This is a genomic window from Cellulomonas bogoriensis 69B4 = DSM 16987 (genome assembly GCF_000767165.1).
Classification (GTDB): Bacteria; Actinomycetota; Actinomycetes; order Actinomycetales; family Cellulomonadaceae; genus Actinotalea; species Actinotalea bogoriensis.
The window spans coordinates 1-7,889 of sequence record NZ_AXCZ01000130.1 but is presented as its reverse complement, the minus strand read 5'-3'; the positions used below and the strand labels follow the sequence as shown (position 1 = coordinate 7,889).

Here is a 7,889-nt window from a genome sequence, read left to right as displayed (position 1 = left end):
CTCGACCCGGCCGCGGCGAGCACCACGTGGTCGGCGGGTGTGGCCCCTGCCTGGGTGAGCCGGTCCACGACCAGGGCCGCCAGGCGGGGGTCGGGGCCGAGGGTTCCGGTCGCCGCGGCTCCCGCCGGCTCGACGGCCCGGGCGATGTCCACGTGGGTGTGGAACCCCGCCGACAGCAGCAACGGGACCACGACCGCCGACCCGACCTCGTCCAGCGCCCCACGGACGACGTCGTCGACCTCGGGCTCCTGGACGTCGACGAACGCCTCCCGGACGTCCAGGTCGGGTCGGGTCAGCCGCACCTGCTCGAGGATGCCGCGGACGACGGCACGGCCGTCGGGGTTGTCGGTGCCGTGGGAGCAGCCGATGAGGACCGGTGCGCTCATGGTGCGACCTCCAGGTCGGTCGGGGCCAGAGCCAGACGGTACCCGCGTTTGACGACCGTGGTCACGAGCTCGCGGCCGGTGACCTCCCGCAGGCGGGCGACCGCGACCTCGGCGGTGTGGGCGTCCTGGGAGGTGCCGGGCAGCACCTTGAGGACGTCCTGCCGGGACACGACGGACCCGGGTCGCTCGGCGAGCAGCCTCAGGACCGCCAGTCCGCTGGGTGGCAGGGGCAGCACCTTCCCGTCCAGGACGGCCGCGGCGCGGTGGACCCGCAGAGGCCCGGCGACCGTCTCGACCGCCGTGAGGCCACCGAAGTGGGACACCACGGCCCGCACCAACGACCCGAGCCGGCTGCGGTCCGGGACCAGCGGTTCGATGCCGCGGTCCACCAGCGGCTGGGCGGTGGTGGGTCCCACCGCCGCGGCGACGGTGCACTCCTCCCGCAGGCGGTCGAGCACCTGCGGGCTGACGCCGCTGTCGTCGGCCGCGTCGAGCCACGCGGCGGCACCGGGTGCAGAGGTGAACGTGACCACGTCGATCTCACCCTCGGCGACCGCCCGCACCGAGGCGCGCAACGCCTCGAAGTCCGGTGGCGGCCCCCACCGGTACACCACCAGGGACGCGACGTCCGCCCCGGCGGCGGCGAACGCCTCGTCGAGGCCGTCCGCGCCGGCACCGTGGTGCTGGACGGCGATCCTCAGGCCGGCCACGCCCTCGTCGAGGAGGACCTCGGCGATCTCGGCCGACGTCTCGGACTCGGCGACCCAGTCCGCCTGGAGGCCGGCAGCCTGGATGGCTCCCCGTGCCTTGGGCCCCCGGGCCACCAGCCGGGCGCGACCCAGGACGGCGAGCAGCGGGGGGGCGAGCCCCGCGGCGTCGGCGGCGTCGACCCACCCGCGGAACCCGATCCCGGTGGTGACCACCACCACGTCGGGCGGGTCGGCGATCAGCTCCCGGGTGCCGGCCATGAGCCGTGCGTCGTCCTCGTTGGGGATCATCGACAGGGACGGTGCGTGCCTGATGGTCGCGCCGCGACGGGCCAGCGCGGCCCCGAGCTCGGCGGCCCGGCGCTCGGCGGTGACGAGCACGACGCACCCGGCCATCGTCTGGGCGATCGGTTCACTCACGACACCATCATGGGGGTCGAGGGGTGGGTCGCGGGCACCGTTCTCACGGCCGGTGCCGCCTGGGGCAGCAGGAGCGCCGGGTCGCACACCGGGCCGATCACGATGACCGCCGGTGAGCGGACCCCGTCCGCCGCGGCGCGTGCGGCGATGTCGGCGAGGGTGCCGCGGTGCACGCGCTGGCGCGGGGTGCTCCCCTCCTCCACGATCGCGACCGGGGTCGTGGGGTCGGCGCCCGCCCGCACGGCCTGGGCGGTCAGGTCCGGGAGCGCCCCCACACCCATGAGCACCACGACGGTGGCGCTGGCCTCGCGCAGCACGGCCACGGTCGCCTCGTCCAGGACGTCGGCGTCGTCGCGGCTGGTGGCCAGGTGACCGCTGACCACGTGCACCGCGGCGCTGGTCCCCCGGTGCGTCACCGGGATGCCCGCTGCGGCCGGCACGGCGAGCGCGCTGCTGACGCCGGGGACGACCTCGACGTGGACGCCGGCCTCGTGGCAGGCGCGCACCTCTTCGCCGCCGCGGCCGTACAGGAACGGGTCCCCGCCCTTGAGGCGGACGACGGTGCGTCCGGCCCGGGCGTGGTCGACGAGCAGGCGGTTGATCTCGTGCTGGGGGACGGGGTGGTTGCCGGGGGTCTTGCCGACGTCGATGACGTCCACGTCGGGTGGGAGGTCGGCGAGGAGCTGGGTGGGGCCGAGCCGGTCGGTGATGACGACGTCGGCCTGGGACAGGGCGCGTCGTCCCCGGACGGTGAGGAGGTCGGGTGCGCCGGGTCCGCCACCGACGAGCAGGACGCGGCCGGGTCGGGTGCCGTGGTGGCGTTGGTCGACGGGGTCGCAGGCGAGGTGGTCGGCCAGGGCGTGGGCGACCCGGTCGGCGGTGGTGGTGTCGGTCCCGGTGGTGGGGGTGACGCCGATGACGAGGTCGTCGGTGGTGGTCAGGGCGGGGGTGCGGGCGGTGCCGTGGTCGCCGACGCACCAGGTGCGGTGGTCGGCGGCGAGGCGGGCCACGCGTGCGTCCTGGGTGGGGTCACCGGTGCAGGTGTGCACGAGCCATGCCCCGTGGAGGTCCTCGGGGCGTACGGGGCGGTCGGCGACGAGGTGGACGTCGGCGCCCTGGGAGGTCAGGTCGGTGACGGTGCTGCGGGTGGTGGGTCCTCCTCCGGCGACCACGACGCGTCGTCCGGTCAGGTCCAGGGCCAGCAGGGCCGTCATGCCGGTGTCCCGATCTCGACGACGCCGGCGACGACGCGTACGGGCCAGGTGCGCAGGTGGCGGGGGTTCTGGCCGACGGTCTCCAGGCAGGTGCCGGTGCGCAGGTCGAACACCTGCTTGTACATGGGTGAGGCGATCGTGGGGACCTCGGTGCCGTCGACGGTGCGGGTGCCGACGATGCCCCGGCTGAGGACGTTGGCGCCGCTGTAGGGGTCGCGCTGCTGGACGGCCAGGACGGTGTCGTCGTGGAGCCTGAACACGGCGACCTGGGTGTCGTGGACGAGGGCGGCGACGCCGCGCTCGGGCAGCAGGTCGTCCAGGAGGCAGACGACGTCCCAGGTCTCGGCAGTGGGGTCGCCGGGGGCGGGTGCGGTCTGGATGCTCATGAGCGGACCTCCAAGGTGGTGCCGGCGACGAGGACGGGGCCTGCGGTGCCGTCGCGCTCGGCGTCGGTGGCGGGGCGGGCCTGGCCTCGCTCGGCGACGTAGGCGAGGGTCGGGTCGGGTGTGGTGGGTGCGTTGACGAAGGAGGCGAACCGGCGGAGCTTGTCGGGGTCCTCGAGGGTGGCGCGCCACTCGTCCTGGTAGGCGTCGACGTGCCGGGACATGGCCTCGTCGAGGTCGTCGACGATCCCGAGGCTGTCCTCGAGGATCACCTGGCGGACGCCTTCGAGGCCTCCCTCGACCTCTTCCATCCAGGGCGCGGTCCGCTGCAGGCGGTCGGCGGTGCGGATGTAGTACATGAGGTACCGGTCGACGACCTGGACGAGCTCGTCGGTGGTGAGGTCCTCGGCGAGGAGCTGGGCGTGGCGGGGGGTGAACCCGCCGTTGCCGCCGACGTACACGTTCCAGCCCTTGTCGGTGGCGATGACGCCGACGTCCTTGCCGCGGGCCTCGGCGCACTCGCGGGCGCACCCGGAGACACCGAGCTTGATCTTGTGGGGTGAGCGCAGGCCGCGGTAGCGGAGCTCGAGGGCGACGGCCAGGCCGACGGAGTCCTGGACGCCGTACCGGCACCAGGTGGAGCCGACGCAGGACTTCACCGTGCGCAGGGACTTGCCGTAGGCGTGGCCGGACTCGAAGCCGGCGTCGACCAGGCGCGTCCAGATGTCGGGGAGCTGTTCGAGGCGTGCGCCGAACATGTCGATGCGCTGACCGCCGGTGATCTTGGTGTAGAGGCCGAAGTCCTTGGCGACCTGACCGATCACGAGCAGACCCTCCGGGGTCACCTCACCGCCGGGGATGCGGGGGACGACGGAGTAGGTGCCGTCCTTCTGCAGGTTGGCCATGACGTGGTCGTTGGTGTCCTGCAGGGCGGCGCGCTCACCCTCCAGCACGTGGCCGTCGTCCAGGGAGGCCAGGATGGAGGCGACGACGGGCTTGCAGATGTCACACCCGCGGCCCCGGCCGTGCCGGCTGATGATGTCGGTGAAGGTCGTGAGCCCGGTGACACGGACGGCGTCGAACAGCTGGCGGCGCGACATGTCGAAGTGCTCGCACAGAGCCGTGCTGACCTCGATGCCCGCGCGCTCGAGCTCGGTCCCGGTGATCTTCTTGACCAGGGGCAGGCAGGAGCCGCAGCTGGTGCCCGCCTTGGAGCAGGCCTTGACCCCGGCGAGGTCGGTGCAGCCGTGCTCGGTGACGGCCGAGCGGATCGACCCGGCGGTGACGTTGTTGCAGGAGCAGACCGTCGCGTCGTCGGGGAGCTCGAGCCCTTCGGCCGGTGCGCCGCCCTCGGGGAGGATGTACGCGGAGGGGTCGCCGGGCAGCTCGCGCCCGACCATGGGACGCAGGGAGGCGTAGGCGGACGCGTCGCCGACGAGGACGCCGCCGAGGAGGGTGCGGCCGTCGTCGGACAGGACGAGCTTCTTGTACACGCCTGCGACGGGGTCGGAGTGCACGACCTCCAGGGCGCCCGGTGTGGTGCCGAACGCGTCGCCGAAGCTGGCGACGTCGACGCCCGCGAGCTTCAGCTTGGTGGCGGTGTCGGCGCCGGGGAACTCGGCCGCGCCGCCCAGGAGGCGGTCGGTGACGACCTCGGCCATGGCGTAGCCGGGTGCGACGAGCCCGATGCAGGCGCCGTCGATGCAGGCGACCTCGCCCACGGCCCAGATGTGGGGGTCCTCGGTGTGGCAGCCGGAGTCGACGACGACGCCTCCCCGGGGGCCGATGGGCAGGTTGCAGGCCCGGGCGAGCTCGTCGCGGGGCGCGATGCCGGTGGCGACCACCACGACGTCGGCCTCCAGGCGCCCACCGTCGGCGAAGTCCATGCGGCGGGCGTTGCCCTGGCGGTCGGGACGGATACGGGTGGTGGTGGAGTTCAGGCGGACGGCGACCCCGGTGGAGTTGATGAGCCGGCGCAGCGCCTCTCCCCCACCGAGGTCGATCTGGGCGGACATGAGGTGGGTGCCGAACTGGACGACGGTGCTGTAGGCGCCGAGGGCACGCAGGGCCCCTGCCGCCTCGAGCCCGAGCAGGCCGCCGCCGATGACTGCGCCGCGTGCGGGTCGCCCGAGCCTCTCGCTGGCCTGCTCGACCCAGCCACGCAGGGCGGCGACGTCGTCGATGGTGCGGTACACGAAGACACCGGGCAGGTCCGTGCCGGGGAACGGGGGCACGAACGCCCGGGACCCGGTCGCCAGGACGAGCTCGTCGTAGGCCCAGGTGCGGCCGTCGGCGGCGCGGACGGTGCGGGCCTGCCGGTCGATGTCGACGACGAGGGCGTCGCGGACGAGGGTGACCAGCGGGTCCTTCCACAGGGCGGGGTCGCCCAGGGCGAGCGCCTCGGGGTCACGACCCTCGAAGTAGGAGGTCAGCGCGACACGGTCGTAGGGGGCACGTGGTTCCTCGGCAAGGACGGTGACGTGCCAGGTGCCGGTGCTGTCACGGTCGCGCAGGGCCTCGACCAGGCGCTGGGCGACCATGCCGCCTCCGACGACGACGACGTGGCGGTCTCCGGTCGTGGGCCGTTGGGCGGTGGCGGGCTGGGTGGTCATGGCGTCTCCTCAGATCCTGTCCCGTCGACCCGCTCGACGGGCCTTCGTCACGACCCCGTGGTGCGGGCCGTTGTGACGACGGTAGGAAGCCGATGTTTCTCAAGGCGTGGCCCGTGCGTTTCCTGCGGGGAACGTTCCTCGCACGGGCGACGGGTACGGCCTGTGAGGTGACGGCCTGTGAGGTGACGGGCTCAGGTCCGGGGAGCCGGGCTGGACACCTCGACGCCACCCATCACCGCGGTGACGTGCACGACCAGGAGGGGTGCGTGCGGGTCCGGTGGCGTGAGCGTCTTGTCCTCCCACCCTCCGAGCACGGGCAGGCCGGTGACCTCGACGCGCCACGTGGGCGGGACCTTGATGTCGACCCCGGCCCACAGGACGAACACCGAGACGTCCGCCCGTCGTACGATCTCAGCCGATCGCAGGTCGAGGTCGATACCGCCCATGACGGCGGTGAGGTTGGCGCCGCGGAAGTCCTGGGACCTGGTGCGGCGCGAGGCCCCCCACCACAGGACGGCGGCGTTCACCGTGGGTGCGTCCTCGCGGGACGGGGACAGACGGGTCAGCAGCAGGATGCCCGCGACCATGATCACGGTCGGCAGAAGCAGCTCCCACACCCTGACCTGCACCAGGCCGAGCTGCCCCAGCTGCAGCAGGACGCCCAAGGTGATCAGGACCAGTGGCACCAGCCATGCCCGTGGTGCGCTCAGCAGGGCGGACAGGCCGAGCGCGAGGACCACCATGGGCCACCAGGTGCTCACGAGGGCACCCAGGGTGACGTCCACGACGCCCAGGTGGCCGAGGAACGCCACGACCCCCACGGTCAGCAGGACCACCCCGAGGAACGCCTGGGGCAGGGAGTGCCGCACGGGATGGGTCGTGGGGGCCGGCTCGGCGGTCATGCTGTCACCGTAGCGGTGCAGGCCTCACAGGCACAGGAGCTCGTCGGTGACTCCTCGTGAGCACAGGTACGTGGCCTCGACGGTCCGCACCGTCCAGGTGCCGCCGTCCTGCACCAGGAACACCCGCAGACGTTCGCCCTCGACGGAGTCGTCGGGAAGGCCCAGGAGGTCGACCACCACCTCGCCGAGATCTCCCCCGTCGGGGAGGTCGGCGACGGTGACCCGGGGCGAGGGCGCGCCGTCGGCACGGAGCTGGGCGACCTGCTCGCCGAGACCGACCGGGTCTCCCCCGCTGGGGCGCTCGGACAGCTGGGAGGTCACGTCGTCGGTCTGCCCGAGGGTCGACAGGAAGGCGGTGTTGACCCAGCCGGTGGTCCCGGCGACCTGGACCTCGGCCCACAGGGACCCGTCCTCCAGGGACCGGTTGGTGCCCGTGGCGGTGATCTCCTCGTCCAGGGGGCCGGCGGTGTGCACCACGTCGAACTCGACTCCCGGACCGGAACGCACGTTCAGGTCGTCGTCGTGCTCGACCCCGACGACCGCGAGCGCGGTGCCGTCGTGGGGGAAGGTGTCGACCACCTCGCCGGGCAGGGTCGTGGGTGCGTCGTCGGCGTCGGTCGTGTCGTCGGGGTCGGGGGTCTCGGTGACCGTCACGGTGGGGTCGGGTTGGTCCGTGGGCTCGGCGTCGCCGGGTTCGGTGGCGCACCCGGCCAGGAGCAGGAGCGTCGTGGCCGTGAGGACCCCAGGTACCCGTCGCATGCTCCGACGGTAGCAACGGGGTGGTCGGGGGGTGGGGTGCGCCACGCGGGCGGGCGCCGGTCGGCGGGGCGCGGGCCCGGTGGTCACAGGTGGGGGGCGATCACGACCTTCAGGCCGTGGCGCGCCTGGGCGCGCGTGAAGGCGCCTACGGCGTCGGTCAGGGGTGCGGTCTCGGTGACCAGCGACGTGAGGTCGACGGTGCCGCCGGCGGCGAGCCGGACGGCCCGGGGGTACATCTCCTTCATGCGGCGTGAGAGCTTGAGGGTGAGGCCTTTGCGGCGGGCGGTCGAGGCGGGGAACGTGGTGGTGTCGGCGTCGGGGATGCCGGTGAGCACGACCGTGGCGCCGGGTGCGGCGAGCTCGACGGACAGGGCGACGGCGGCGTCGGTGCCTGCGATCTCGAGCACGACGTCCGCGCCGTGGACGCCCCGGTCCTGGGTGGTGGTGCGCAGGTGGTGGGCGGCGTCGTCGGGGTGCAGGGCGGCGTGGGCGCCGAGGGCCAGGGC

Annotated in this window: 8 protein-coding genes; all 8 read right to left on the bottom strand. The window is 73.6% G+C overall.

Annotated features, from left to right (window positions below; all coding sequences use genetic code 11):
* A partial coding sequence (locus tag N869_RS11065; RefSeq protein WP_035061551.1) for a sirohydrochlorin chelatase occupies nt 1–386 on the bottom strand: 386 nt, incomplete at its 3' end.
* The gene (locus N869_RS11060) at nt 383–1,489 is read right to left on the bottom strand and encodes a uroporphyrinogen-III synthase (protein ID WP_052105448.1); all 1,107 of its coding nucleotides are present in this window, start codon (nt 1,487–1,489) and stop codon (nt 383–385) included. The genes N869_RS11065 and N869_RS11060, both read right to left, overlap by 4 nt.
* Nucleotides 1,490–1,509: 20 nt before the next feature.
* Nucleotides 1,510–2,727: a uroporphyrinogen-III C-methyltransferase gene (gene cobA, locus N869_RS11055; RefSeq protein WP_052105447.1), complete on the bottom strand. Its 1,218-nt coding sequence runs from the start codon at nt 2,725–2,727 to the stop codon at nt 1,510–1,512.
* Nucleotides 2,724–3,113 (bottom strand): nitrite reductase small subunit NirD, encoded by a 390-nt coding sequence (nirD, locus tag N869_RS11050; RefSeq protein ID WP_035061545.1) that lies wholly within the window; start codon nt 3,111–3,113, stop codon nt 2,724–2,726. The genes cobA and nirD overlap by 4 nt, the downstream gene beginning before the upstream one ends.
* A complete protein-coding gene (gene nirB / locus N869_RS11045) occupies nt 3,110–5,722 on the bottom strand; it encodes a nitrite reductase large subunit NirB (protein WP_035061542.1) in 2,613 nt (870 codons plus the stop codon). Before nirB ends, nirD begins: the two co-directional genes overlap by 4 nt.
* Before the next feature lie 191 nt (nt 5,723–5,913).
* Nucleotides 5,914–6,624, bottom strand: a complete 711-nt coding sequence (locus N869_RS11040) for a LiaF transmembrane domain-containing protein (protein WP_052105446.1) — start codon at nt 6,622–6,624, stop codon at nt 5,914–5,916.
* Nucleotides 6,625–6,648: 24 nt separating this feature from the next.
* Nucleotides 6,649–7,383, bottom strand: a complete 735-nt coding sequence (locus N869_RS11035; protein WP_035061534.1) for an SH3 domain-containing protein — start codon at nt 7,381–7,383, stop codon at nt 6,649–6,651.
* Nucleotides 7,384–7,466: 83 nt separating this feature from the next.
* Nucleotides 7,467–7,889: zinc-binding dehydrogenase (locus N869_RS11030; protein WP_035061531.1), on the bottom strand; the 423-nt coding region annotated here is incomplete at its 5' end.